This window comes from Pseudarthrobacter sp. fls2-241-R2A-168 (assembly GCF_030209335.1).
Lineage (GTDB): Bacteria > Actinomycetota > Actinomycetes > Actinomycetales > Micrococcaceae > Arthrobacter.
This window is the reverse complement of record NZ_JARVSG010000035.1, coordinates 60,523-83,057: the sequence shown is the minus strand read 5'-3', so window position 1 is coordinate 83,057 and position 22,535 is coordinate 60,523. Positions and strand designations below refer to the sequence as shown.

At 64.8% G+C, this 22,535-nt stretch carries 28 protein-coding genes; 12 read left to right on the top strand and 16 right to left on the bottom strand.

Translation table 11 applies throughout. The annotated features are described in order from the left end of the window. Both QRN11_RS17640 and QRN11_RS17635 read right to left on the bottom strand, forming a co-directional pair. Nucleotides 1-828 (bottom strand): ABC transporter permease, encoded by an 828-nt coding sequence (locus QRN11_RS17640; RefSeq protein ID WP_502935048.1) that lies wholly within the window; start codon nt 826-828, stop codon nt 1-3. Further along, a complete protein-coding gene (locus QRN11_RS17635) occupies nt 825-1,793 on the bottom strand; it encodes an ABC transporter ATP-binding protein (protein WP_285313830.1) in 969 nt (322 codons plus the stop codon). Before QRN11_RS17635 ends, QRN11_RS17640 begins: the two co-directional genes overlap by 4 nt. A 114-nt stretch (nt 1,794-1,907) precedes the next feature. On the opposite strand from QRN11_RS17635, the gene QRN11_RS17630 reads away from it, so the two are divergent. From QRN11_RS17630 to QRN11_RS17605, 6 genes are all read left to right on the top strand, one after another. Next, entirely contained in the window at nt 1,908-2,741 is an 834-nt protein-coding gene (locus tag QRN11_RS17630) for a helix-turn-helix transcriptional regulator (RefSeq protein ID WP_091418939.1), read from the top strand. After that, nucleotides 2,741-4,204, top strand: coding sequence for a Fe-S cluster assembly protein SufB (gene sufB / locus QRN11_RS17625; RefSeq protein WP_091418785.1), 1,464 nt, complete (start codon nt 2,741-2,743; stop codon nt 4,202-4,204). The genes QRN11_RS17630 and sufB overlap by 1 nt, the downstream gene beginning before the upstream one ends. 2 nt (nt 4,205-4,206) lie before the next feature. Beyond that, nucleotides 4,207-5,490: a Fe-S cluster assembly protein SufD gene (gene sufD, locus QRN11_RS17620; RefSeq protein ID WP_091418786.1), complete on the top strand. Its 1,284-nt coding sequence runs from the start codon at nt 4,207-4,209 to the stop codon at nt 5,488-5,490. Between the two features lie 24 nt (nt 5,491-5,514). Then, nucleotides 5,515-5,874 carry a non-heme iron oxygenase ferredoxin subunit gene (locus QRN11_RS17615; RefSeq protein WP_091418787.1) on the top strand — a complete coding sequence of 120 codons (360 nt, stop codon included), beginning with the start codon at nt 5,515-5,517 and terminating at the stop codon, nt 5,872-5,874. Between the two features lie 79 nt (nt 5,875-5,953). After that, the gene (gene sufC, locus QRN11_RS17610) at nt 5,954-6,742 is read left to right on the top strand and encodes a Fe-S cluster assembly ATPase SufC (RefSeq protein ID WP_091418788.1); all 789 of its coding nucleotides are present in this window, start codon (nt 5,954-5,956) and stop codon (nt 6,740-6,742) included. A gap of 13 nt (nt 6,743-6,755) precedes the next feature. Beyond that, nucleotides 6,756-7,088, top strand: coding sequence for a metal-sulfur cluster assembly factor (locus QRN11_RS17605; protein WP_091418789.1), 333 nt, complete (start codon nt 6,756-6,758; stop codon nt 7,086-7,088). A gap of 122 nt (nt 7,089-7,210) precedes the next feature. Here the strand turns inward: QRN11_RS17605 and ypfJ are convergent, their stop codons facing one another. Beyond that, entirely contained in the window at nt 7,211-8,092 is an 882-nt protein-coding gene (ypfJ, locus tag QRN11_RS17600; RefSeq protein ID WP_142058903.1) for a KPN_02809 family neutral zinc metallopeptidase, read from the bottom strand. A gap of 59 nt (nt 8,093-8,151) precedes the next feature. On the opposite strand from ypfJ, the gene QRN11_RS17595 reads away from it, so the two are divergent. Both QRN11_RS17595 and QRN11_RS17590 read left to right on the top strand, forming a co-directional pair. Continuing rightward, nucleotides 8,152-9,558, top strand: a complete 1,407-nt coding sequence (locus tag QRN11_RS17595; protein ID WP_285313829.1) for a class I adenylate-forming enzyme family protein — start codon at nt 8,152-8,154, stop codon at nt 9,556-9,558. Next, on the top strand, nt 9,521-10,726 hold the full coding sequence (locus QRN11_RS17590) for a thiolase family protein (protein WP_285313828.1): 1,206 nt from the start codon (nt 9,521-9,523) through the stop codon (nt 10,724-10,726). The genes QRN11_RS17595 and QRN11_RS17590 overlap by 38 nt, the downstream gene beginning before the upstream one ends. A 17-nt stretch (nt 10,727-10,743) precedes the next feature. On the opposite strand, the gene QRN11_RS17585 is transcribed toward QRN11_RS17590, so the two are convergent. The 3 genes from QRN11_RS17585 to QRN11_RS17575 are packed head-to-tail and all read right to left on the bottom strand — an operon-like array spanning nt 10,744 to nt 12,762. Further along, nucleotides 10,744-11,367, bottom strand: a complete 624-nt coding sequence (locus QRN11_RS17585) for an energy-coupling factor transporter transmembrane component T family protein (RefSeq protein WP_285313827.1) — start codon at nt 11,365-11,367, stop codon at nt 10,744-10,746. After that, nucleotides 11,364-12,095, bottom strand: a complete 732-nt coding sequence (locus QRN11_RS17580; protein ID WP_285313826.1) for an energy-coupling factor ABC transporter ATP-binding protein — start codon at nt 12,093-12,095, stop codon at nt 11,364-11,366. The genes QRN11_RS17585 and QRN11_RS17580 overlap by 4 nt, the downstream gene beginning before the upstream one ends. A gap of 10 nt (nt 12,096-12,105) precedes the next feature. Beyond that, nucleotides 12,106-12,762 (bottom strand): biotin transporter BioY, encoded by a 657-nt coding sequence (locus QRN11_RS17575; RefSeq protein ID WP_285313825.1) that lies wholly within the window; start codon nt 12,760-12,762, stop codon nt 12,106-12,108. Nucleotides 12,763-12,998: 236 nt separating this feature from the next. Between QRN11_RS17575 and QRN11_RS17570 the strand changes: the two genes are divergently transcribed. After that, nucleotides 12,999-13,163, top strand: coding sequence for a hypothetical protein (locus QRN11_RS17570; RefSeq protein ID WP_170850753.1), 165 nt, complete (start codon nt 12,999-13,001; stop codon nt 13,161-13,163). Between the two features lie 56 nt (nt 13,164-13,219). Here the strand turns inward: QRN11_RS17570 and QRN11_RS17565 are convergent, their stop codons facing one another. After that, nucleotides 13,220-13,678, bottom strand: a complete 459-nt coding sequence (locus QRN11_RS17565; RefSeq protein WP_285313824.1) for an SRPBCC family protein — start codon at nt 13,676-13,678, stop codon at nt 13,220-13,222. 106 nt (nt 13,679-13,784) lie between these two features. Here QRN11_RS17565 and QRN11_RS17560 point away from each other — a divergent pair, with 106 nt between their 5' ends. Together QRN11_RS17560 and QRN11_RS17555 are read left to right on the top strand one after the other, a co-directional pair. Then, nucleotides 13,785-14,321, top strand: coding sequence for a GNAT family N-acetyltransferase (locus QRN11_RS17560; protein ID WP_285313823.1), 537 nt, complete (start codon nt 13,785-13,787; stop codon nt 14,319-14,321). Between the two features lie 81 nt (nt 14,322-14,402). Beyond that, a complete protein-coding gene (locus tag QRN11_RS17555; protein WP_285313822.1) occupies nt 14,403-14,741 on the top strand; it encodes a YciI family protein in 339 nt (112 codons plus the stop codon). An 88-nt stretch (nt 14,742-14,829) separates the two neighbouring features. On the opposite strand, the gene QRN11_RS17550 is transcribed toward QRN11_RS17555, so the two are convergent. The 5 genes from QRN11_RS17550 to arfB all read right to left on the bottom strand — a co-directional run bounded on the left by QRN11_RS17550 (nt 14,830) and on the right by arfB (nt 18,564). Next, nucleotides 14,830-15,240, bottom strand: a complete 411-nt coding sequence (locus QRN11_RS17550; RefSeq protein WP_285313821.1) for a hypothetical protein — start codon at nt 15,238-15,240, stop codon at nt 14,830-14,832. Nucleotides 15,241-15,344: 104 nt separating this feature from the next. Beyond that, on the bottom strand, nt 15,345-16,151 hold the full coding sequence (locus QRN11_RS17545; protein ID WP_285314019.1) for a hypothetical protein: 807 nt from the start codon (nt 16,149-16,151) through the stop codon (nt 15,345-15,347). 78 nt (nt 16,152-16,229) lie between these two features. Beyond that, nucleotides 16,230-16,574: a DUF1304 family protein gene (locus tag QRN11_RS17540; RefSeq protein WP_285313820.1), complete on the bottom strand. Its 345-nt coding sequence runs from the start codon at nt 16,572-16,574 to the stop codon at nt 16,230-16,232. Between the two features lie 209 nt (nt 16,575-16,783). Continuing rightward, a complete protein-coding gene (locus tag QRN11_RS17535; RefSeq protein WP_285313819.1) occupies nt 16,784-17,848 on the bottom strand; it encodes a spore photoproduct lyase family protein in 1,065 nt (354 codons plus the stop codon). 293 nt (nt 17,849-18,141) lie between these two features. Beyond that, nucleotides 18,142-18,564, bottom strand: coding sequence for an alternative ribosome rescue aminoacyl-tRNA hydrolase ArfB (gene arfB, locus QRN11_RS17530; RefSeq protein WP_285313818.1), 423 nt, complete (start codon nt 18,562-18,564; stop codon nt 18,142-18,144). A gap of 216 nt (nt 18,565-18,780) precedes the next feature. On the opposite strand from arfB, the gene QRN11_RS17525 reads away from it, so the two are divergent. Next, nucleotides 18,781-20,379: an ABC-F family ATP-binding cassette domain-containing protein gene (locus QRN11_RS17525; protein ID WP_091418804.1), complete on the top strand. Its 1,599-nt coding sequence runs from the start codon at nt 18,781-18,783 to the stop codon at nt 20,377-20,379. A 48-nt stretch (nt 20,380-20,427) separates the two neighbouring features. Here the strand turns inward: QRN11_RS17525 and QRN11_RS17520 are convergent, their stop codons facing one another. The 4 genes from QRN11_RS17520 to QRN11_RS17505 all read right to left on the bottom strand — a co-directional run bounded on the left by QRN11_RS17520 (nt 20,428) and on the right by QRN11_RS17505 (nt 22,521). Further along, on the bottom strand, nt 20,428-20,865 hold the full coding sequence (locus tag QRN11_RS17520; protein ID WP_285313817.1) for a VOC family protein: 438 nt from the start codon (nt 20,863-20,865) through the stop codon (nt 20,428-20,430). Between the two features lie 79 nt (nt 20,866-20,944). Beyond that, a complete protein-coding gene (locus QRN11_RS17515; protein ID WP_285313816.1) occupies nt 20,945-21,820 on the bottom strand; it encodes an SURF1 family cytochrome oxidase biogenesis protein in 876 nt (291 codons plus the stop codon). Continuing rightward, nucleotides 21,821-22,090, bottom strand: coding sequence for a hypothetical protein (locus QRN11_RS17510; RefSeq protein ID WP_285313815.1), 270 nt, complete (start codon nt 22,088-22,090; stop codon nt 21,821-21,823). Further along, the gene (locus QRN11_RS17505) at nt 22,087-22,521 is read right to left on the bottom strand and encodes a DUF3099 domain-containing protein (protein ID WP_285313814.1); all 435 of its coding nucleotides are present in this window, start codon (nt 22,519-22,521) and stop codon (nt 22,087-22,089) included. Before QRN11_RS17505 ends, QRN11_RS17510 begins: the two co-directional genes overlap by 4 nt. Nucleotides 22,522-22,535: the final 14 nt, after the last annotated feature.

Below are 22,535 nucleotides of genomic sequence, written 5' to 3'. Positions count from 1 at the left end.
TCAATTCCACTTGAACCAACGGATGGCAGCTGCCCCGGCGATGACCGTCCAAAGCAGCAGGATAAGGGCGGCGGCGCCGTTGAGCGTGCCACCGAGGAAAGCTCCACGCAGGGATTCACCCAGGGCGCCGGAGGGCAGGAAGTGCACCACTGACTGCGGGCCGGCGGGCAGCCGTTCGGCCGGGATGACAATTCCGCCCAAGGCGCCCAGGAGGATCCACAGCAGGTTGGTGATGGCCAGTGTCGCTTCGGGCCGGACCGTCCCGGCCACCAGCAGGCCGAGCGCGGTGAAAGCAGCGGCACCCAGGGCCAGGAGAAGCAGGCCGGGCAGCCACCCGGCTGCCTCGGGCCGCCAGCCCAGCGCAAAAGCCACTGCACTGACGACGGCGACCTGGAGGCACAGCACAGCCAGGACTGAAAGTGCCTTGCCGGCGATCAGTCCACCGCGGCCCAATGGCGTGGTGGACAGGAAACGGAGGACGCCGTAGCGGCGGTCGAACCCGGTGGCGATGCCCTGGCCGGTAAAGGCGGTGGACATGGCGCACAGCGCCAGTATGCCCGGTACGGCAACATCTATGCGGCTGCCGCCCATCCCGTCGAGGAACGGCGTCACCGTCAGGCCAACCAATGCAAGGAGCGGCAACACTACCGCCAGAATCAGTTGCTCGCCGTTGCGGAGCATGGCAAGGGCCTCGTATTTGCCCTGCAGCAGCACCCGCCGCAGCAACGATGCAGGCCGCTGGGATCCTGCCACTCCGCCCAAAGCGGCGATGGGTGCATTGCTTGCACCGGCGCCGGCACCGGCAGCGCCGGACGCGGTCCCATTCATCGGATGTCCTTTCCCGAGATATCCAGAAAGACGTCTTCAAGGCTACGCGCCTGCAGGCTCATCGAAGCGGGCATGATGTTATGCGCTTCCCACCACCGTGCCAGGGCTGCGAGGTGGGCCGGGGTAAGGCTTCCTGTGACGGAGTAGCTTCCTGCACGGGCCTCGGACACGGCAATGCCGGCCGGGAGGACGCCGTCGAAATCCAAACCCGGGGCTGCCTCGAACTCCAGGGTACGGATGTGTTCCGCGCCGGCCTCCACTCCGGGATTGCGCTGGAGCAGTTCCTGGACGGTCCCCTCGGCGACGTTCCGGCCGCCATCAATGATGTAGACGTAGTCGGCCAGGCGCTGGGCGTCGTCCATGAGGTGGGTGGTAAGGATGATCCCCATCCCCGCGTCCCGGAGTTCAGCGATCAGGTCAAACACCAGCTGGCGGGACTGCGGGTCCAGGCCTGCGCTCGGTTCGTCAAGGAACAGTACTTCCGGCCTGCCGATCAGTGCGGCGGCGAGGGCGAGGCGCTGCTTCTGCCCCCCGGACAGGCGCCGGACGGTGGTGCGGCTGAAGCTATCGATGGCCAGACGCTGGATGAGGTCCTCCACGGGCCACGGTGTTTCGTAGAGTCCCGCGATATGCCGCAGCAGCGGAATGGGCCTGGACGACGGCGGCAGCCCGCCGTCCTGGAGCATCACACCTACGCGGGAGCGAAGCTCAGCCCCGGCCGAGGCAGGGTCCTGCCCCAGGAGCGAAATGGTGCCGCCGCTGCGCTTCTGGAGGCCCTGGGCACACTCGAGCGTGGTGGTTTTTCCGGCGCCGTTGGCGCCAAGCAGTGCTGTCACCTGGCCGCGCTCGGCGACGAGGGAGACCCCGCTGACCACCCGGAGCATTTTTCCGTCCAGGCTGGCAAGCGGGCCAACATCCTTAATGAGCCCGCTGATGGACAGAACGGGGGATTGGGGGGATCGCACCCGAGTATTCTACGGGATGTAGTATTTACCGCCGGCCTCCGGTGCCCCACTCAGGTCAGCCTGTCCTTACTGGATTGCGGGACTAAATTACGACAACATTGTGTTGTGTATTCCATGAGCAATGCTACTGCTGTGCCCTTTGCCGGGCAGGGAGCCTCCGAGGCTCCCGCAGACCGTGGCCGGCCGGCCACCGGTCCGGTGGCTGACGCCGATGAGCGCACCAGGGACCGGGTCCTGTCCGCCGTCCTGGAGCACGGACCTGTCAGCGCCGCCGAGCTCGGGGACCTGCTGGGCTTCACGCCTGCGGCCGTGCGGCGGCACCTGGACCATTTGTCCCGTGCCGGTGTGATCGAAGTCAAGCGTGTGGCCAGGGCCGGCGCAGGGGCAGGCCGTCCCGCACGCCGTTATGTCCTCAGCTCGCAAGGTCAGTCGAGCCTGGGCAACGACTACCTCGATATCGCCGCACTTGCCCTCCAGCAGCTCCAGAAAATGGCGGGCCCGGACGCCGTGCGGGCCTTCGCCGTCGAGCGCTTCGCTGACATGGAGCGCCGCTACGCGCCGGAGATCGACAAAGCCGGACCGGACATTGCAGACCGCGCCAAAGCGCTGGCCGAGGCCCTGAGCCGCGATAATTTCGTTGCCTCCGCAGCCTCCATCGAAGCCAAGGCGCCGCTCCCGGCCGCCCTTTCCAGTGTTCAGCTGTGCCAGGGGCACTGCCCCATCCAGCAGCTCGCTGCCCGGTTCCCGGTGTTTTGCGATGTGGAGACCGAGGTCTTTTCCAGGCTCGTGGGCGTGGACGTCCGCCGGCTCTCCACGCTGGCCCGCGGCGGGCACGTCTGCACCACCCATATTCCTACAGGCAGGCTGTCTGCCCGGGTGCCCACAAGGCTCCCGGCAGCCCCCGCCAGCCTGAATGAAGTAAACAACCATCAGCAAGAAAGGCCGTGATGACGGACCAACTATCAGAGAAAGCAGTCGCCGAAAACACTGTGATCTCGGAGATTCTGGAAAAGAATCCCGAGCTCCACGGCATCGGCACCTACGAGTACGGATGGGCCGACAAGAACGACGCCGGCGCCAACGCACGCCGTGGGCTCAACGAAGAGGTAGTCCGGGACATTTCGGCGAAAAAGAGCGAACCGGAATGGATGCTCGACCTTCGCCTCAAGGGCCTGAAGTACTTTGACCGCAAGCCCATGCCCACCTGGGGCGCGGACCTGTCCGGCATCGACTTCGACAACATCAAGTACTTTGTCCGCTCCACCGAGAAGCAGGCAGCCACGTGGGAGGACCTCCCCGAGGACATCAAGAACACCTACGACAAGCTGGGCATCCCCGAAGCCGAAAAGCAGCGCCTGGTTTCCGGTGTCGCCGCCCAGTACGAGTCCGAGGTTGTCTACCACCAGCTGCGTGAGGACCTTGAGAGGCAGGGTGTCATCTTCCTGGACACCGACACCGCCCTGAAGGAACACCCGGAGATCTTCCAGGAGTACTTCGGCACCATCATCCCGGTGGGCGACAACAAGTTCGCCTCGCTGAACACGGCCGTATGGTCCGGCGGATCGTTCGTGTACGTGCCCAAGGGCGTCCACGTGGATATCCCGCTGCAGGCATACTTCCGCATCAACACGGAAAACATGGGCCAGTTCGAGCGCACGCTGATCATCGCCGACGAGGACTCCTACGTCCACTACATCGAAGGCTGCACCGCGCCCATCTACACCTCGGACTCCCTGCACTCGGCAGTTGTGGAAATCATCGTGAAGAAGGGCGCCCGCGTCCGCTACACCACCATCCAGAACTGGTCCAACAACGTGTACAACCTGGTGACCAAGCGTGCCATCTGCGAAGAGGGCGCCACCATGGAATGGGTCGATGGCAACATCGGTTCCAAGGTCACCATGAAGTACCCGGCCGTGTACCTCGTGGGTGAGCACGCCAAGGGCGAGACCCTGTCCATCGCGTTCGCCGGCGAAGGCCAGCACCAGGACACCGGCTCCAAGATGGTCCACATCGCGCCGAACACCAAGAGCTCCATCATTTCCAAGTCGGTGGCCCGCGGCGGCGGCCGTGCAGCCTACCGCGGCCTGGTCCAGGTCCGCGAAGGCGCCAAGCATTCCGCCAACACGGTCCGTTGTGACGCGCTGCTGGTGGACACCATCAGCCGTTCGGACACCTACCCCTACATCGACATCCGCGAGGACGACGTTGTGATGGGCCACGAGGCAACTGTTTCCCGGGTCAGCGAAGAGCAACTCTTCTACCTGATGTCCCGCGGCATGCGCGAAGACGAAGCCATGGCGATGATCGTCCGCGGCTTCATCGAGCCGATTGCCCGCGAGCTCCCCATGGAGTACGCACTTGAGCTGAACCGCCTGATTGAACTGCAGATGGAAGGGTCCGTCGGATAACGATGACTGAAATCACTACTGAAAAGGCACGTATCGGCGCGCCCTCAGCCCAGCCGTTTATTAACGGCTTCACTGAAGAAGGCGAGAGCCTCTCACCCATCAACGCGGGCACCAAGGCACCGCTTGCCGGGGATTCAGCCAAGAGCCACTCCCACGGCGGCGGCGTCGGTATCCCGGACAGCTCCCGCGCCGGACGCCTCACGTCCTACAAGCTGGCCGACTTCAAGCCGCTCACCGGCCTGGAGGAAGACTGGCGCTTCACCCCGCTCAAGCGTCTCCGCGGGCTGCACTCCGAGGTCCTGTCCGGCGCCGCACCCACCGTGGTGGTTAACGGCCCCGAGCAGGTCACCGTTGAAAGCGTCGGCCGCGATGACAAGCGCATCGGTACCGCCGGCATCCCCGAGGACCGCGTGTCCGCCAATGCGTGGGAGAACTTCGCCGGGGCCACCGTGGTGACCATCCCGTCCGAGTTTGAGGCGACGACGGAGATCAGCGTCGACATCGAAGGCACCTCCCTGGAGGCCGCCGCCCAGCACCTGGTGATTGTCGCCGAGAAGTTCTCCAAGGCAGTTGTGGTCCTGAACCACAAGGGTTCCGCCGTGGTCTCGGAGAACGTGGAGATCATCGTCGAGGACGGCGCCAGCCTGACGGTCATCACGCTCCAGGAATGGAACGACGACGCCGTCCACGCCTCCTCCCAGCAGGCAAAGATCGGCCGCGACGCCAAGCTCAAGCACGTAATGGTGAGCCTGGGCGGCGACCTGGTCCGCGTCACGCCGTCGGCCCGCTTCACCGCCCCCGGCGGTGAAGCTGAAATGTTCGGCCTGTACTTCGCCGACGCCGGCCAGCACCTGGAGCAGCGCCTCTTTGTGGACCACGCAGTGGCCAACTGCAAGTCCAACGTGCTCTACAAGGGCGCACTGCAGGGGCGCAACGCCCATGCAGTCTGGGTTGGCGACGTCCTGATCCGCAAGGAAGCCGAAGGCACCGATACCTACGAGGCCAACCGCAACCTGCTGCTCACCGACGGCGCCCGCGCCGACTCCGTGCCCAACCTCGAAATCGAGACCGGCCTGATCGAGGGCGCAGGCCACGCCAGCGCCACCGGCCGCATGGACGACGAGCACCTGTTCTACCTGATGGCCCGCGGCATCCCCGAGGACGTTGCCCGCCGCCTGGTGGTCCGCGGCTTCCTGAACGAGATCATCCAGCAGATCAAGGTCCCCTCCATTGAGGAGCGGCTGACCGACGCTGTTGAACACGAACTCGCACTGACGGACAACTAGAAGGCACGGAGCACGGGTTTACAAATGACTGACCAGCCAAAGGGCGAGCTTGTCTGCAAGGTGGATGAAATCCAGCTGAAGCAGGCGTTGCGGATCCTGATCGACGACTACCCTGTGGCCATCGTCAAGGACTCCATGGGGGAGATCCACGCCATCGGCGACACCTGCTCGCACGCGGACATTTCACTGTCCGAGGGCGAAGTGGAGGGATGTGCCATCGAGTGCTGGGGCCACGGCTCCCAGTTCGACCTGCGCACCGGCGAACCGCTGCAGCTGCCGGCCTATGATCCCGTGCCCGTCTTCGCCGTCGAGATCAGGGGCGATGAGGTCTACGTGGACTTCACCAGCGTCCTCAACGGCGCCGAAGCACCCAACTTCAGCTAGCACCACAGAATTACGAACCAACTTCCAGACAGAGACCGCACCGCCGCCGCCAGGCACGGTGCAGAGGAGAACAAGACATATGTCTACTCTTGAGATCAAGGACCTGCACGTCAGCATTGAGACGGAACAGGGCACCAAGGAAATCCTGAAGGGCGTCAGCCTGACCATCCGGACCGGCGAAACCCACGCCATCATGGGCCCCAACGGCTCCGGCAAGTCCACGCTGGCCTCCACCATCGCAGGCCACCCGCGCTACAACGTCACCAGCGGCTCCATCACCCTGGACGGCGAAGACGTCCTGGAAATGAGCGTCGACGAGCGCGCCCGCGCCGGCGTCTTCCTGGCCATGCAGTACCCGGTGGAGGTCCCCGGCGTGAGCATGACCAACTTCCTGCGCACCGCCAAGACGGCCATCGACGGCGAAGCCCCCAAGCTGCGCACCTGGACCAAGGACGTCAAGGCAGCCATGGAACAGCTGCGGATCGACGCTGACTTTGCCCAGCGCAACGTCAACGAAGGCTTCTCCGGCGGCGAGAAGAAGCGTGTGGAGATCCTCCAGCTCGAACTCTTCAAGCCCAAGTTCGCCGTCCTGGACGAGACCGACTCCGGCCTGGACGTTGACGCGCTGAAGGTTGTCTCCGAAGGTGTCAACCGCGCCCACGCCGACGGCAACATGGGCACGCTGCTCATCACCCACTACACGCGCATCCTGCGCTACATCAAGCCTGACTTCGTGCACGTGTTCGTGGACGGCCAGGTTGTTGAGGAAGGCGGCCCCGAGCTCGCCGACCGCCTGGAAGAAGAAGGCTACGACCGCTACGCCAAGGGTGCCGGCGCCGCCGCCGCACCTGCCGCTGCACAGGCCTAGTTAGGACTTCGCCATGACCGAAATCAACGCGTCCCGCACCAGCCTGGAGGACGTTGAAGAAGCGCTCAAGGATGTGATCGATCCTGAGCTCGGCGTCAACGTGGTGGACCTCGGCCTGCTGTACGGACTGAAGTACTCCGATGACGACGGCGCCCTGCTGATCGACATGACCCTGACCACGGCCGCCTGCCCCCTCACCGATGTCCTCGAGGAGCAGGTGGGCAAGGCCCTGGACGGCGTGGTTGACGACTGGCGCCTGAACTGGGTCTGGATGCCGCCATGGGGTCCGGAACGGATCACCGACGACGGCAAGGACCAGATGCGGGCCCTCGGCTTCAACATCTAGTCCCCACCGCCTCCCTGGCCTCGCTTCGCTTCGGCCAGGGAACCCTCGGCGGCGTGGGCCCAAGTACGACGACGGCGGGTCACCTTTCCCAGGAAAGGTGACCCGCCGTCGTCGTTCCCGAATTAGAGGCTGGGAGCCGAGAAAGTATCGCACTGGTTGATGTCGCCCGTTTGGTAGCCCTGCGCAAACCACCGCTGCCGCTGTTCGCTTGACCCGTGCGTCCAGCCTTCGGGGGAGACACGACCCGTGGCAGCTTGCTGGATCCGGTCATCGCCCACGGCTGACGCTGCCGAGAGGGCGTCGTTGATGTCCTGCTGGGTCAGCGCTTCGAGGTAGGGCTGGCCGGTCTTGGGATTCGGGGTGGTTGACGCGTATTTGGCCCAGAGCCCGGCATAGCAGTCAGCCTGCAGCTCGGTGCGGACAGCGCCGGATTCCGGTCCCTGCGGATCCTGTTGTGCGCGGTCCAGGTTGCCGAGGACGTTCTGGATGTGGTGCCCGAACTCGTGGGCCACCACGTACTCCTGCGCCAGCGGGCCGCCGGAGGAACCAAACCGGTCCACCAGCTCCTGGAAAAAGCCGGGATCGAAGTAGGCCGTGGTGTCGGTGGGGCAGTAGAAGGGGCCCACCTCGGAGGTGGCAGCACCGCAACCGGTGTTGGTGCCCCCGGTAAAGATCACGGCCTCCGGCCGCGGGTACTGCACGTTGTACTGCTGCAGGTAGCCGGGCCAGAACGCGTTCAGGCTGTTCACTGTTCCTGTGATACGGCAGTCCACCCGGGCGTCGGCGTCGGCTCCGGTTTCGCATGCAGGAGCCGTACCTTGGCTTTGTGGCTCCTGCCCCGCCCCGGTCAGGCCCTCAAGCAGTTGGGGATTTACGCCCAGGAGCGTGGCGATGAGCAGGAGGAGCCCGCCGCCGATGCCACCGCCAACCAACACCCCACGGCCACCGCCGCGCCGGTCCTGGACTTGTGATGGATCCAGCTGCACATTGTCGTTGAAGCTCATAAAGTCACAATACCCGCGGGCCCCGACTTCAACCGGTGCCCGCCGGTAAAGTTGATCTGATGCCTTTCCTTAACCACATCCAGCGCTGGGCCGAAGAGCGGCCGCACCACACCGCCGTCGTCGTCGCCGGTCAGCGCCTCACGTGGGCGGAGCTCCGCGATGCCGCAGCAGCCCTGGTTCCGGATACCAAGGCGGTGACGTCACTGTGCGAGGCGAACTCGGCCGGGTTCGTCGCCAGGTTCGCCGCCGCGGTTGCCGGCGGACGCCAGTGCGCCGTCCTTGATCCCACCTGGCCGGCACCGCTGCAGGAGGATATTGTCCGCCGGGTTGAATCGTCCGCCCGGCCGGCGGCCGTGTCCGCGGAGGATGAGCTGGCCGACGGCGGGCCGGAGGCTACCTTCCTGATTGGCCTCACGTCCGGCACCACTTCTGTCCCCAAGGCCTTCACGAGGTCACGGCGGTCCTGGCAGGAGTCCTTCGAAGCGTCCATTGAGTTCTTCGGGCTTGTAGAGGACGATGTAACGCTTGCGCCGGGCCCGCTGGCGGCGAGCCTGAACTTGTACGCCTTGTCCGAGTGCCTCTACGCAGGTTCCGAATTCCAGACACTGGAGACGTTCGACGTCGGAGAAGTCCATGCGGCCATCACCTACGACCGTGTCACCCGGCTGGTGCTGGTGCCCACCATGCTGAGGATGCTCAGCGAACGTGGACTGACAGGGTGCGTGGACGCTTCCGGGCTGCGCACCATCATCTGTGCCGGGTCCAAGCTCGACGCCCGGACCCTGGAAGCTGCCCGCCGCTGGGCGCCCAACGCCACTATTTACGAGTACTACGGCGCCTCCGAGCTGAGCTTTGTCTCGGGCGCGGGCCTGCCCGCCGGGGAAACGGCCGCCATGGGCGGGACGGGCATTGGGCGGCCTTTCCCGGGGGTGGACGTCAGGATCCTCAACGATTCGGGCGAACCGGTTCCGGACGGAGCCGCGGGCAACATCAGCGTGCGCAGCGGGATGGTCAGCAACGGCTACCTGTGGGGCGATGACGGGCAGGCCCTCAGATCCTTTGGCGGCTGGTTCACGGTGGGGGACCAGGGCTACCTCGAAGCGGGGGAACTGCATATCCTGGGCCGCCGGGCGGACATGATCCTCACAGCTGGCAAGAACGTGTACCCGCATGAAGTGGAACTGGCGCTGGCGGCCGTGCCCGGCGTGGCTGCAGCGATGGCCGCCGGCATGCCGGACGACCTGCGGGGCCAGCGGGTGGTGGCCGCAATTGTTCCGTCTGCGGGTGCTGTTACCGCCACCCAGTTGAAGGCGGGGCTGGAAACCATCCTGGCCCGCGACAAGTGGCCCCTCCAGTACTATGCGGTCACCGAATTGCCCACCACGGACCGCGGCAAAGTCAGCCGAAACGTCCTGCTGGACTGGATCAATGCCGGTGACTCCCGGATCCGCACCCTTGGCGCCTGAACTCCTGCCGCCCAATCGGCAGCCCGTCATCATCGCGGCGCGGCGCACTCCCGTCTGCCGGACCAACGGTGCGTTGCGGACGCTTCGCGCCCACGAGCTGCTGGCCCCGGTCCTGCGCGAGCTGGCGGCTTTCCCCGGGATCGAACCGGGTGATGTTACCGACGTGGTGATCGGCAACGCCGTCGGTGGCGGCGGAAATGTAGCACGGCTTGCCCTGCTGGAGGCCGGCCTGCCCGTCAGCGTGCCCGGACTCACTGTGGACCGGCAGTGCGGTTCCGGCCTGGACGCGATCGTCCTCGCTTCTGGGCTGGTGGCGGCCGGCGGCAATCCCCTGTACGTGGCCGGTGGAGTGGAGAGCACCAGCACCGCGCCGCTGCGGGCGCATCGAAGGGACGACGGCGGCCCGGAGTTCTACCCGCGCGCCCAGTTTGTGCCGGAGGCCTTTGGCGACCCGGACATGGGTGTCGCAGCCGAAACTGTGGCCCATAGGTTCGGCATCAGCCGGGACCGGCAGGATGGGTTTGCGCTGCTGAGCCACCAAAAGGCCCTCGCGGCAGCTGCGGCAGGATACTTCGACGACGAACTGGTCCCGCTGGTGAATGGTGCGGGAACCGTTGCTGTGGATGATGGCCCGCGCCGGGGGCTGGGCGCGGCGGTGATGGCGCGGTTCCCGGCCGCATTCGTGGACGGGGGAACCGTCACCGCCGGAAACTCCTGCTTCGACGCCGACGCCGCCTCCGCCGTCGTCATCACTTCCCTGCAGCGGGCCCGGGACTTGGGGGTGCCCGACGGTCTGCTGGTGCTCGGCACCGGCACCGCCGGGGTGGAACCGGACGTGCTCGGCATTGGTGCGGCCGCTGCGGCACGGGAAGTGCTGGCTGCTGCAGGAGTGACCGCTGAGGAGCTGGAGCTGGTTGAGTTCAATGAGGCGTTCGCGTCGCAGACGCTGGCCTGCCTCGACGAACTGGGGATTGATCCTGCCCGGGTGAACCTCGACGGCGGCGCCTTGGCTTTGGGCCACGCGTATGGTGCATCGGGCGCTGTCCTCGTGACGCGGCTGTTGGCCCAAGCGCGCAGGAAGGGAACACCGGGAAGCCTTGCACTCGCCATGATCAGCATCGCCGGCGGCATGGGGACCGCCGCATTGCTGCGGTACGAACGCTTCTAGCCGCGTCTTCCGGCGCTTCAGTCCTCCGCTTCGCCCAAACCGCGGGCGGCGAGTGCTTCGCCAGTCTGCCGGGCGAAGGCCACGGAAGTGATGAACACGGGCAGGATCAGTGCCCGGGGGTTGCGCTCCAGTCCCCGTGCCCGGGCGGAATCGCGGACGTCAGCGAAGGTGCCCGCGATGTAGGGGATGCTGCGCAGCATGATCCCGATGGTCAGGGCAAACCGCTCGGGGTCCGCGCCGAATCTTTTGAAAGGCCTTGCTGCTTTGACCACACCGTCCAGGAGCTTTTGGACGGGGGTGGTGGCGGTGAGCAGCGATGCCGCCACCACGCACACCAGGATGTTAAGGACGATCCGCGCCGCAGTGGGCGCGCCGAGCTGCCACCACTGGAAGAGCCCGATCACCAGCAACACCGCGGCCAGCGGGCGGACGGCGCGCCAGAGCCGTTTCAGGCCGGCGCCGGTGAGCAGGAAAAGGCCGCAGAGTACGGCGAGTACTGCCGTCGAGATGCGCCAGTCCTGGATGATGAACGACGCGAGGCCGCAAGCGAAGACCAGGAGGAACTTCAGGGCCAGCGGTGAACGGTGGATCAGCGAGTCCCCGGGCACGTAGTTGGCCAGGAGGAAACCATGTCCTCTCACCGCGGGCTCGGTTCCGTGGTGTGCAGCCCGTCCATGCAGAGGGTGCGGTAGGCGGCCACGGCCTCTGCGGGAGCGCCGTCGAGGGCGACCCTGCCTTGTTCGATGACCAGCACACGGTCCATTTCCAGGGCCAGGTCAAGGTCGTGGGTGGACATGATGATCTGCTGGTCCAGCCCGGCCAATGTCCTGCGAAGGAGTTCGCGGTTGCGGAGGTCCAGGAGGGTGGAGGGCTCGTCGAGTACCAGGACCTTGGGGCTGACCGCCAGCACGGCGGCGAGGGCCATCAGCTGCCGTTCGCCGCCGGAAAGCTCGTAGATACTCTGGTCCGCCAGGTGCAGGAGCCCCAGTCGCCGCAGCGCCGCTTCAGCCTGGCTCCGCCGTTCGGTGCCGTTCTTCACCGAGCGGCGGAGGGAGAGTTCCACGTCCTCCCTGCCGGTGGGCATCACCAGCTGGGACAGGGGATCGGTGAAAACAAAGCCCACGTTCCTGCGGACCCTGCGGACGGCACCGACTGTATCGTCGCCGTCGACCGCTACAGTGCCCGAGGTTGGCTGGACGAGGCCGTTGACCAGCCGCAGGAGGGTGGATTTCCCCGAGCCGTTGGCGCCGATGACGCCGACGCGCCTTTCCGTCAGGCGGAGGTCGACGGCGTCAAGGAGCACTTTGGGCTCCGGCGAGTCATCAGTTTCGACGGCGACCGTTACCTGGTCAAAGGTCACTGCGGGCATGGGGGAGATCCTAGGCCTTGGTGGTCTGGCTGGTAGCGGCTTTGGCGGCGGTGCGGCGGACGCGGCGGACCAGGATGTCCGGGAAGGCGCGGTGGAGGGCGACGGCGATGACCGCGGCGAGGATGTTTTTGATGATGTCGCCCGGGTAGAACACCAGGTCGCTGAGGAAAGCCTGGCCCAGGGTGGCCTTGGTGTTCAGGGCGATGCCGGCGACGCCGAGCGAGTGCACCACCACCACGCTGGTGACTGTTGCGGCCAGGAAGAGCCACAGGGCGCGGGTTTTGGTGGTCCGGCGGATCACCACGGTGGCGAGCCAGCCGACCACCAGCGCGGCGATGGGGAAGGCAATGATGTAGCCGGCGGACGGTCCGGCGAGGATGCCCAGGCCGCTGCGGCCCTGGCTGAAGATGGGAAGGCCCGCGAGGCCCAGGAGGGTGTACAGCCCGACGGCGGCGAAGCCCCGTCCCGGGCCAAGGACCAAGCCGGTGAGCATCACAGCGAGGGTCTGGAACGTGATGGGGACGCCGAAGCCGTTAACGGCGAGGCCTGGGACAAGCGCTGCGCCTGCGACGAGGGCGGCGAAGACGGCGATCAGGCCGAGGTCGGTGGCGTTCCAGCTGCGCCTGGCCTTGGCGGCGTTCGAGACGGCTGTGTTGGCGTTGCTCATGGGAAGTCCTGTCGGGGTTGTACAAGCGGAATCTAATGTACCGCTGACGTTACCGGGGTGCTATGGACCCCATTTTGTAGGGGGCCTACTAAAGCTGGGGGTGGCCGCTGACGGCAGGGCACAACCGGCCGGCATTGCCGTCCCTGCGGCGGGTTCCCCCACCGCCTAGTAGGTCTTGGATCTGACGTAGGCTTGCAGCGTCCTTCTTGGACGAGAGCATTTTGGGGGAAAGAAATATGAATATCGTCCTGGCTTTGGTGTTTGCCGCCATCTTCTTTTACATCCTTTACGGGGTCATCAGGGCGGCGACACGGGATGGCATCCTGGCAGCACAGCAACAGCTGGCGCCCGACGTCGCCGAGGATGACCAGGAAGTGAGACGTGACGGGTCTCCAGCGTGACCCGTGGCCTCAACGACGTGCACCTCACCAGTCGCTCGTTTCGGTGCGTCACGCTGTTACTGCCCGGGAATCGGCTCACCCGCAAGATGCTGATTGCGCGTCTCGATCAAGTTCTGAAGGTATCGGGCCAACACCAGTTTCTCCACCAGTCGTCCCAGGAGTCCGAATGGGGCCGAGAATTCAATGCGGTCCACCATCACTGTTCCCTCTGAATCCTGCCGGAATTCATGAACGTGCCGGAACCGGCGAAACGGGCCTTTGACCTGCTCATCCACAAAATAATCAGGTGGGTGCATCTCGGTAATCCTGCTGGTCATCTGCCGCGGCAGGCCAAAATGCCAGGCCCGCCACGTCACTTCCTCGTCCAAAGAGATCAGGCCGCTCGTCACGCCAGCGACGGCTTCTTCACGGGACTTTGCCATCGAGTTTTTGTGGACGTCGATGTTTCGGGCAAGGTCGAACAACTCGGATTGCCGCCTATTTGTCCGCGTTATGCACTCGAAGTAGACAGCCATGGTCAGAGTATTGCATCCTCGAGCCGGGGTTACCTCCCTTGTTCGTGATCGTCGCGCTCTTGTCGGGCGCCCCCGGCGAACTCCGGTTGATCGGTAGTGTGGGCGGGTGGACTTTTCCTGTGAGCTTGCCGATGGGGTTGTGCTGCGCCCAGTCCAGGTGTCGGATGCTGCGGAGCTGGCAGCGGCGGTTCAAGCAAACCGGTCTTACCTGGCTCCCTGGGAGCCGATCAGGCCCGAGGAGTTCTACACACTTGAGGGTCAGCGAGAGGTGATTGAACGACGCCGGGCCGAGCTCGATGCGGGGACAGCGCTTCCCATGGTTCTGTCCGCGAAGGGCAGCATAGTCGGTCTGCTGACCCTCAGTTCGATCGTGCGTGGTGCCTTCCAGAACGCCCACGTAGGCTACTGGCTCGCGCAAACGGCCCAAGGAACAGGCCTCATGACTGCGGCGGTCGGCAGTGCCATAAAGGTCGCAAGGGACCACCTCGGTCTGCACCGGCTCGAAGCCGCAACTCTGGTCCACAACGTCGCCTCCCAAAAGGTGCTTGAGAAGAACGGCTTCGAGGCCTACGGCACGGCCCATGCCTACCTTCGAATAGCCGGCCTGTGGCAGGACCACCGCATGTATCAGCGAATCCTTTAGACATCGGCTCCTTTAGACATCGGCCGACTCCTGTTCCCAGGACCATTGCCCTGCCAGCGCGCCGCGTGGCAGTATCCCGACATGACGAAATACCTCATTTCCTTCCCAAGTGAGGCCATGGTCCTCACCGACGAGGAGTTCCCAATCGTCTCCGCTGACTCCCACGCTGTGATTCAGGATGCGAAGGACGCCGGAGTCTACGTATTCGGCGGCGGGATCAACGAGGAGGTCGATCCGGTGCTGGTCTCCGCCGACGGGTCGGTGAGCTCCGGGACCTATCCGGGCTCCAGGGTCAAGGGTGGATTCTGCGTTTTGGAGCTGCCCACGCGAGAGGACGCTGTGGAATGGGCCCGGAAGATCGCCGTCGCCTGCCGTTGCTCCCAGGAACTCCGCGAATTTGGCTACGACCCGGAAAGCTAGCTGCGTTCACCTGACGCGCTGCACATCGCCTAATGCCTCGTTGACGCGCGGCTGACATGGCGCAGCAGGGTTGCCTGGGAGCCTTGGCTCAGATATCGAGTGTCCGGCGTTTGGCCGCCACAAACTCTTCCCGGGTAAGAGCACCCTGCGAATAGAGGTTTGCTATGAGGGCAAGCTGGGACGCTACCGATTCTTCCTCCCTCACTTTGCCTGCTTTCATAACGCGGTGCTTTCCCGCATGGGCAGGAGCGCCGAAGGGCCTCGCTTTGTTCGCGCTGAATGCCTGCACTAAGAGCACCAGGGCGCCGAGAACCCCTGCCGCAATTCCCAAGGGCACGGACAGCAAAGACTGGGACGCGATCCCTATGACCACGATTGCCAGCCCGGCGCCGGACAGACAGACACCGGCTGCCCATCGCGCTGTATCACGCAGGGGCCGCTTTCCTCTGAACTCAAACAGATAGCCGCCAACCTCGCGCGGAACCGCGTGCTCGTTCATGCGTTGAAGGATATACCCGGGCCAGAGCATTGAACATCCGGTGCCCAGGAGCTGCCCGACGGCCAATCCGAAACGCGGACTGTCCCTGATTGCGAAAGGGTAGTTCAGCCCTGGGCCTGGGGCAGCACCAGCAGGTAGCCGGCCGGGAGTTCGCTGCTCCACCGCCGCGGCTCGCGGACCACAAACTGCGTGGCCAGCTGCTCGGGAGTGAGCAGGCTGTTGGGTTCGGGGGAGGGGCCCCATTGCCCGCTGCCATAGGGATAGAGGGGATCCAATACGCGGACGCCGGTGACTGAGAACTCCGGGAACTGGGCCGGATCGCCGACCGACTCGAAGCCACTCATCACCCAGGCGTGGCGGCCGCTCCACATAACGAGCCCAACGGGCCGGCCCGTCTCGGTCATCGTCCGCGCCGCGGTCTGCAGGGCGTCCCCGTAGTCGGGAACGCTGACCACGGAATATGGCCCCATCCCCACCTCGGTGAGGACCTGCGCCCAACCGAACGGATTGGCTCCGTTGAACGAGTTGGATGAATGCGCCCGGGCCATCTCCCACAGCTCACCCTGCTGGCCGGCGTCGGTCCAGCTCCCACCCCGTGTGTCGTCGACGAGGTTATGTGCCATCTGGATGCTCGCTGCAACACACCAGTCGAAGGTGTACTGCGGAACGAAGTCGCCCTCCTGGTAGAGGTTGAGGGCAAACGGCTGGGGGACGGCAACCGGCGCCGGGGCGTCGGTTGTGGGGATCTGCTGAGGGGCGACGGCGGTTTCGGTGGCTGGGGCAGTCGCCGTGGCGGCCGCCGTCGGCTGTTCCGTCGCTGCGGCGTCAAGGCCAACAGTGGGTGTACAGCCCGCGATGAAGCCCGCCAGGACTATGAGCCAGGCCAGAAGTCGGGTACGGGCACCGATCATGATGGTCCATTTTACCGCGGCGTGCAGGACTGCCCGGGAAAGATTTTTAGGCAGAGCCACCAGGGCAGGGGCCTGGCTTCACCGGTAGAGAGCGTAAAACAGAAGTGCCAGGCCGGGACCAAGAGATTGCCCGATGGCGCTGGCCAGGAGGCGCTTCTCCGTGATCCACAGCCAGATGCCGAGGAGGAAGTGGCTGGCGCAGCAGAAGATCACGATTGCTGACCCGCCAGCAGCATTGCCGGCAGAGTTCAGCATCCACAGACCTGTAACGATGCCCAGCCCGAAGGCGATGTTGTAGGCGCCAACGTTCATGGCCCACATGCGGACGGCTGCGACATCTTCAGGTTTGACCAAAAAAATCCTGTAGAAGCGGCGATCGCCATGAAAGAAAATCTCCAGCGGGCCGACGGCGATCAGGGCCAAGGCAGTTATCCCTGCGAAAATCTGGCTCAGTAGATTCATTCCAAATCCTCCCCAGGGCAAGGCCGGAACACCCTGCTGCCTCCCGTGCAGGATAGGGCTCGAACGGGACCGCCTTCAAGCGTCCGCCAGTCGGCGATGCCTGCTTCCGCGCATGCTGGGGTCGAACCGGCAGGCGAAGCCGTTACGACGGCGCCGCTAACCTCTGAGTTTCAGAAGGCGTAGCGGACGCGGCAGTAAGGGGCGATTTCCTCAATGAGTGCGGTCAGTTGCCGGACGTAACGGGCTTTCGTTCCTGAACGGTAACGGACATTGGTGAAGCCGTTGGAGGAGACCTTGGATTCCTGCAGCTCCGGACGCCACAGCACCTGCTCGGCCTGCGGATGCCACCCCAGATTGACCTCATGCAGGCGCTCGTTGTGCGTCAGGAAGATCACCTCTGCCGCGAGCTGGGCCTTCGCAGCGGGCGTCAGGGTGGCGTCGAGCTGACGCAGCAGCCCCTCCCAATCCTTGAGCCAGGTGTCGGTAATGACAACGGGCGAGAAGTTCACATGCACTTCATAGCCGGCATCAACGAAATCATTGATGGCAGCCATACGTTCGGCCACCGGAGAGGTCCGGACGTCAATCGATTTCGCAAGCTCAGCGGGCATCAGGGAGAAACGGATCCTGGTGTGCCCGCCGTGGTCCCAGCCCAGCATCGCCGGGTTCACGTACTTGGTGGCAAAGGACAACTTGGCAGTCGGCAGATCGCGGAAGAGCGTGACAAGATCCTGCACATTGTCACTGAGAAGCGCGTCCACGGAGCAATCGCTGTTTTCACCGATGTCATAGACCCACAGCTCAGCGTCACACTGGTTGGGCTCGAGCTTCATGCCCTGGCGGGTGGCATGCCGTTCAAGGGTGCCGGCAATCTGGTCGATGTTCGCAAACACAGTCACAGGGTTGCTGTAACCCTTGTGGCGGGGGACGTAGCAGTAGGCGCAGGCCATGGCGCAACCGTTCGCGGTTGAGGGCGCAATAAAGTCGGCGGACCTGCCATTAGGTTTGACCGTCAGCGCCTTCTTGACCCCCAGGACCAGCGCCTCAGTCTTAATCCGGGACCACCGTGGCACGTTCGTTTCATCCCCATGTACCTCCGGGATGTTCCAGTGGTTCTCAACCGGCAACACCTCGGCGTCAGGCCACCGTTCGACGATCTCCTTGCCCCGGGGAAACTCCAACGCGGCAGGCTGCGCATAGATGCGCCGGATCTGCAGCAGCCGGTTGAATTCCATGCCTACATTCTTCCAAGCCGCGGAAGTCACCCACCCCGGTTAAGCCCACGGCCTATTCACGGCTTTCTTCCCGCACTGGCTTCAGGTGCTCGGGGGCTCCTCCGGCGGAGAGGGCGGGAAAGGTGCAGGTGAACTCGCCGCGGTATCCGAAAAGGAATCCAAGGAGCGGGTTCCGCACCTGCATCTGGATTGTGACACCGCTCGCCGAAGCATGATCGGCAGGCAACAGCCGTCCACGCCCCAGCACCACCGGGTGGATGTACCGGTATTTGTCGATCAGCCCAAGCCGGCGCCTACTCCGCGGTTGGCCGCCGGCGTTGCTGCTTCGTTGTTGACCGCTGCTTCTTGGCTGAGAGGCGGCGGCGGGCCGAGCCACGGGTTGGTTTGGTTGCCCGGCGTTCGGGCGCAGGCGGTGCAAGGGCTCCTGCCACAACATCGGCAAGCTTCACCATGGCAATCTCACGATTGCGCAGCTGGGAGCGCTCCTCGGACGCAGTCACGGTGATCACCCCGTCCACCAGGCGTTGACCGAGACGGGAAAGCAGGATCAGCCGCTGGCTTTCGGAAACCGCCAACGAGGCGCTGACGTTCCACGAGAGCTCGACGCGGGTGTCTGTGGTGTTGACGTGCTGCCCGCCGGGTCCGGACGCACGCGAAAACCGCCAGCCGAGTTCGGACGCCGGAATCGTGAGCGTGGGCAACACCTCCAAATGCATGCAACCAGCGTTGCATGCCTCCCACGCTTTCACGAGGCGGCAAAGCTCATCTTCCGGATCCTGGGTGTTCCTTTCGTGAGGCCAGTCTCCAAGTACCGGTATATGCGCCGTTCACCGGTAGACTTGGATGGGCCGTTCTGTCGGCCATTGCCGCCCACGCCCGCCACAGATGCTTTGGGCTGCGGCTAATCCCTGCTGTGAAAGGCTTTACCTGCTGTGATTACTGTCCAGGATCTTGAACTGCGTGCCGGCGCCCGGCTCCTGATGGACCAGGTGAGCTTCCGCATCGACAAGGGAGACAAGATCGGCCTGGTGGGCCGCAACGGTGCCGGCAAAACCACCCTCACCCGGGTTCTTGCTGGGGAGGGGCTGCCCGCTGCCGGCAAGGTGACCCGCAGCGGTGAGATCGGCTACCTGCCCCAGGACCCGCGCACACCGGATATGGAACAGTTGGCACGCGACAGAATCCTGTCAGTCCGCGGCCTGGACATCGCCGTCGGAAAACTCCGCCAGGCCCACGATGAAATGGCCAGCGAGGACGCAGCGGTCCAGCGCAAGGCCATGAACCGCTACGACCGGCTCGAGTCCGAGTTCCTGGCGGCCGGAGGATATGCCGCCGAGGCCGAGGCCGCCGCGATCTGCTCCAACCTCGCACTGCCGGACCGCCTCTTGAACCAGCCCCTCAAGACCCTGTCCGGCGGCCAGCGCCGCCGTGTGGAGTTGGCCCGGATTCTGTACTCGGATGCCGAGACCATGCTCCTGGACGAGCCCACCAACCACCTCGACGCCGATTCCATCGCCTGGCTGCGGGACTTCCTGAAAAACCATCAGGGCGGACTGATCGTCATCAGCCACGACACGGAACTGCTCGAAGCCACCGTTAACAAGGTCTTCCTGCTTGACGCCAACCGCGCGCAGATCGACTTCTACAACATGGACTGGAAGCGCTACCTCACCCAGCGCGAAACCGACGAGCGCGCCCGCAAGCGTGAACGTGCCAACGCCGAAAAGAAGGCCCAGGTCCTGATGGACCAGGCCAACAAGATGCGTGCCAAGGCCACCAAGGCAGTCGCCGCACAGAACATGGCCAAGCGTGCCGAGCGCCTCCTGAGCGGTCTTGAAGCCGTCCGCGAGCAGGACCGCGTGGCAGCACTGCGCTTCCCGGATCCGTCGCCGTGCGGCAAGACCCCGCTGACTGCCGAAGGGCTCAGCAAGTCCTACGGTTCGCTCGAGATTTTCACGGATGTGGACCTCGCCATCGACCGCGGCTCCAAGGTGGTTATCCTTGGCCTCAACGGCGCCGGCAAGACCACCCTGCTGCGGATGCTGGCAGGCGTGGACACACCTGACACGGGTGACGTCATTGCCGGGCACGGCCTGAAGGTGGGCTACTACGCCCAGGAACACGAGACACTCGACGTGGACCGTACGGTTCTGGAAAACATGCGTTCGGCGGCCCCGGACATGAAGGACGCCGAAGTCCGCGGCATCCTGGGCTCGTTCCTGTTCTCCGGCGACGACGTGGACAAGCCCGCCGGTGTCCTCTCCGGCGGTGAGAAGACCCGCCTCGCCCTCGCCACCATCGTCGCTTCCAGCGCAAACGTGCTGCTCCTGGACGAGCCCACCAACAACCTGGACCCAGCCAGCCGTGCCGAGATCCTGGGCGCCCTCAAGAACTACAGCGGCGCCGTCGTCCTGGTCAGCCACGATGAAGGGGCGGTGGAGGCACTCAACCCGGAGCGCGTTGTCCTGCTGCCCGACGGCGTCGAGGACCACTGGAACGAAGACTACCTGGACCTGATCACGCTGGCCTAGGCCCTGCGGGCCGCCGTGGCGCTGCGGGCCGCCGTGGTGCTGCTGGCATCAGTCTTTCTTGAGGTTCTCCGCGAGCATCACCAGGATTCCGCTGGGACCGCGGAGGTATGTGAGTTTGTAGATGTCGCCGTAGGTGGCCACGCCCCGCAGCGGATGGCACCCATGCTTCGCGGCTATCTCAAGGGCGTCGTCGATGTCGTCAACCGAGAAGGCCACGCGGTGCATGCCGATGTCGTTGGGACGGGTTGGCTCCCTTTCGATCGCCTGCGGATGGATGTATTCGAAGAGCTCCAGCTGGCCATGGCCGTCCGGGGTCTGGAGCATCGCAATCCTGGCGTGATTGCCATCCAGTCCGACCGCGGTGTCGGTCCACTCGCCGCTGACCGTGTCGCGGCCCACCACCGTGAGCCCGAGGTCGGTGAAAAAGGCGATGGCTGCTTCGAGGTCGCGAACCGCGATACCGACATTCTCAAGTTTGATGGCCATGCGTTGAAGCTACCAAGGTGGAGCGGTTAGCTCCAGTGGCGGTCCGGCCCCGGACCGAACAAGGTACGGAACCCGCGCCTCAGAACCCTTGCGCGTCCAGGAGTGCGTCTTCCTCTTCTTCGGCGGTCGCCTTCTTCCGCTTCCGGGGCGGGGACGGACGACGGCGGGCTGCCGCGGCAGCCGAGTGCAGGGCACCCTCGGGGGACTCGTCGTCGTCCTCGGCGTCAATGGCGGCGTTGCGCGCCTGCTGGCGGGCGGCGTAACCGAAGCCGACGAACATCAGCACGCCGAACGCGAACCACTGCAGTGAGTAGGACAGGTGCGTGCCTTCCTCGGTGGACGGCTTCGGGAACGCCATGGGCATCTCGGCCGCCGGGGGAGTCTCGGAGGCGAGCTGCCCGTAGGCACCCGTCAGCAGGGGATAGCCGAGCTGCGCGGAGTAGGCCGCGAGGTCAATGGACGCCAGCTGCCCTTCCGGGGCGCCGCGCTGCAGTTCAGGCTCAGGATGCTTCAACCGCACGACGGCGGTCACGTCACCCGGGGGAGGTGCCGGCACTGAATCGGGGCTGCCGGGATTGTTGTTGCCGATGGGGAGCCATCCGCGGTCGATGACCACGGTTTCGCCTGTCCGCAGCCGGAACGGGACCACCACTTCGTAGCCGGGCTGGCCGTTCAACGGCCGGTTCCGGACGATGCGCTGCCCGTCCACAAGGTATGAGCCTTTCAGCTCAACCTGCGTCCACTCCCGGGCAGGGTCCAGCTGACTGAACTCTTCGCGGACATCCGCAAAGGGGACAGGCGTGGCCGAGTAGTTGGTCACCACGCGGTTGATTTCTGCCAGGGTTTCGGCGCGGCGGTCCATCTGCCAGCGGCCCAGGAAAACACAGGCGGAGGCGAAGATTGCGGCCAGCAGGAGATAACCCAGCCATTTGCTGGAAAAGAGGAACCGGTACATTCAGCTGTCCTGCTCCAGGGCACCGGATACCCGGCCGTCCTCGAGCGGCACAGTTTCCTTCCACAGGCCGCGTGTTTGAAGGTAATCCTCAAGCCACTCGCGGTGGTCTCCACACGCAAGCCAGGTCTTGCGGCGCTCCGGGGTGTGGATCTTCGGGTTGTTCCACAGGAGCTGCCACGAGGCCTGGGACCGGCATGCCTTCCGGGAGCAGACAGCGGCAGATTCACCCATTGTGGGATCGGTTCCCGCAGCGAAGTCGAAAATACTCATGATGCCCTCCGCTCCTGCTCAGTCGGTGTTTCGTCGTCGTCGTTAATGAGCTCGCCCTGCAGTACCTCGCTGCCATGCCCGTCGTCGGCAGTGGGCGCCGGCGGGCTTTCTATTTCGGCAAGCGGCGCGGAATCCAGCAGCAGGTCGCTGTGCCCCTCAGCCTTGTCGTTGCCGTTCGCAATGACCACCGCAATCCACGGCAGGAAGACCGCTCCGGCAACCATCACAATCTTAAACCAGCCATCCACCACGAAGATCATGATCAGACACACCATGCGGATGCCCATAGCCAGCGCGTACTTGACCATGCGCTGGTGCATGTCCTCGGAGTGCGCGCCCGCGGCTTCCGTGATTCTGTGGACTTCGGAATCGCCGGAGAACCGCCCGGGTTCTCCGGGCGCCGATTGTCCCGCATGGTTTTCAAGGGTCACGGTGGCTGATCACG

What these genes read in the sequence shown, in the direction of transcription:
- QRN11_RS17580 (WP_285313826.1), bottom strand. Translation starts at nt 12,095, where the DNA reads ATGCCCGCAGTGACCTTTGACCAGGTAACGGTCGCCGTCGAAACTGAT.
- sufD (WP_091418786.1), top strand. Translation starts at nt 4,207, where the DNA reads ATGACTGAAATCACTACTGAAAAGGCACGTATCGGCGCGCCCTCAGCC.
- QRN11_RS17565 (WP_285313824.1), bottom strand. Translation starts at nt 13,678, where the DNA reads ATGGCTGTCTACTTCGAGTGCATAACGCGGACAAATAGGCGGCAATCC.
- QRN11_RS17550 (WP_285313821.1), bottom strand. Translation starts at nt 15,240, where the DNA reads ATGAACGAGCACGCGGTTCCGCGCGAGGTTGGCGGCTATCTGTTTGAG.
- QRN11_RS17575 (WP_285313825.1), bottom strand. Translation starts at nt 12,762, where the DNA reads ATGAGCAACGCCAACACAGCCGTCTCGAACGCCGCCAAGGCCAGGCGC.
- QRN11_RS17535 (WP_285313819.1), bottom strand. Translation starts at nt 17,848, where the DNA reads ATGGAATTCAACCGGCTGCTGCAGATCCGGCGCATCTATGCGCAGCCT.
- QRN11_RS17605 (WP_091418789.1), top strand. Translation starts at nt 6,756, where the DNA reads ATGACCGAAATCAACGCGTCCCGCACCAGCCTGGAGGACGTTGAAGAA.
- QRN11_RS17590 (WP_285313828.1), top strand. Translation starts at nt 9,521, where the DNA reads ATGCCGGTGACTCCCGGATCCGCACCCTTGGCGCCTGAACTCCTGCCG.
- QRN11_RS17520 (WP_285313817.1), bottom strand. Translation starts at nt 20,865, where the DNA reads ATGGCCATCAAACTTGAGAATGTCGGTATCGCGGTTCGCGACCTCGAA.
- QRN11_RS17555 (WP_285313822.1), top strand. Translation starts at nt 14,403, where the DNA reads ATGACGAAATACCTCATTTCCTTCCCAAGTGAGGCCATGGTCCTCACC.
- sufB (WP_091418785.1), top strand. Translation starts at nt 2,741, where the DNA reads ATGACGGACCAACTATCAGAGAAAGCAGTCGCCGAAAACACTGTGATC.
- arfB (WP_285313818.1), bottom strand. Translation starts at nt 18,564, where the DNA reads ATGCATTTGGAGGTGTTGCCCACGCTCACGATTCCGGCGTCCGAACTC.
- QRN11_RS17640 (WP_502935048.1), bottom strand. Translation starts at nt 828, where the DNA reads ATGAATGGGACCGCGTCCGGCGCTGCCGGTGCCGGCGCCGGTGCAAGC.
- QRN11_RS17615 (WP_091418787.1), top strand. Translation starts at nt 5,515, where the DNA reads ATGACTGACCAGCCAAAGGGCGAGCTTGTCTGCAAGGTGGATGAAATC.
- QRN11_RS17545 (WP_285314019.1), bottom strand. Translation starts at nt 16,151, where the DNA reads ATGATCGGTGCCCGTACCCGACTTCTGGCCTGGCTCATAGTCCTGGCG.
- QRN11_RS17515 (WP_285313816.1), bottom strand. Translation starts at nt 21,820, where the DNA reads ATGTACCGGTTCCTCTTTTCCAGCAAATGGCTGGGTTATCTCCTGCTG.
- QRN11_RS17595 (WP_285313829.1), top strand. Translation starts at nt 8,152, where the DNA reads ATGCCTTTCCTTAACCACATCCAGCGCTGGGCCGAAGAGCGGCCGCAC.
- ypfJ (WP_142058903.1), bottom strand. Translation starts at nt 8,092, where the DNA reads ATGAGCTTCAACGACAATGTGCAGCTGGATCCATCACAAGTCCAGGAC.
- sufC (WP_091418788.1), top strand. Translation starts at nt 5,954, where the DNA reads ATGTCTACTCTTGAGATCAAGGACCTGCACGTCAGCATTGAGACGGAA.
- QRN11_RS17510 (WP_285313815.1), bottom strand. Translation starts at nt 22,090, where the DNA reads ATGAGTATTTTCGACTTCGCTGCGGGAACCGATCCCACAATGGGTGAA.
- QRN11_RS17570 (WP_170850753.1), top strand. Translation starts at nt 12,999, where the DNA reads ATGAATATCGTCCTGGCTTTGGTGTTTGCCGCCATCTTCTTTTACATC.
- QRN11_RS17630 (WP_091418939.1), top strand. Translation starts at nt 1,908, where the DNA reads ATGAGCAATGCTACTGCTGTGCCCTTTGCCGGGCAGGGAGCCTCCGAG.